General features: G+C 52.2%; 1 protein-coding gene. It reads left to right on the forward strand.

Features of this window, described 5'->3' with window-relative positions:
* On the forward strand, window positions 1–475 hold a 475-nt coding region (locus C3B52_RS35735; RefSeq protein ID WP_164685092.1), incomplete at its 5' end, for a carbohydrate ABC transporter permease.
* Window positions 476–638 lie beyond the last annotated feature (163 nt).

Here is a 638-nt window from a genome sequence, read left to right on the forward strand (position 1 = left end):
GGGTCAGGCCATTCTGATCCCGCAGTTTATCCTGTACCGCAACATTGGGCTGTTTGATAATCATCTCGGCCTCATTATGCTTGGGAGTTTCAGCGTGCTGGGGACGTTTATGCTGCGGCAATTCTTCATGGGGGTGCACCAGGAATTCATCGAATCCGCCAAAATCGACGGTGCGAGCCATCCGCGGATATTCTGGTCCATTGCGCTGCCGCTGGTAAAGCCCGCTGTGGCTACCTATGCGATTCTGCGTTTTATCTGGACATGGAATGACTATCAGAATCCGCTCATCTTTCTTCGAACGGATCGGCTGTTTACGATTCCGCTGGCGATGCAGAAATTTACGTCTTTAAGCGGTGAGTTTTATTCGCTGATTATGGCGGCGGCCGTGTCGGCCATATTCCCGCTGCTGATTGTTTTTATCATAGGTCAGAAGAGTGTCATCGAAGGAATTGCACTGGGCGGGGTCAAGGGATAGGCACAAGGACATCCCGGAGAATCGCGCTTCTATTAGAATGATATGATTGGGGAGGGCTCGATAACGATGATGAACAAGAAATGGTGGGCAGGGATACTTGCAGGGACGATGGCATTCAGTCTGCTGTCCGGCTGCGGCGGAGGCACGAAGGAACCGAGCGGTA

It is taken from the genome of Brevibacillus reuszeri (assembly GCF_002897295.1).
Classification (GTDB): domain Bacteria; phylum Bacillota; class Bacilli; order Brevibacillales; family Brevibacillaceae; genus Brevibacillus; species Brevibacillus reuszeri_A.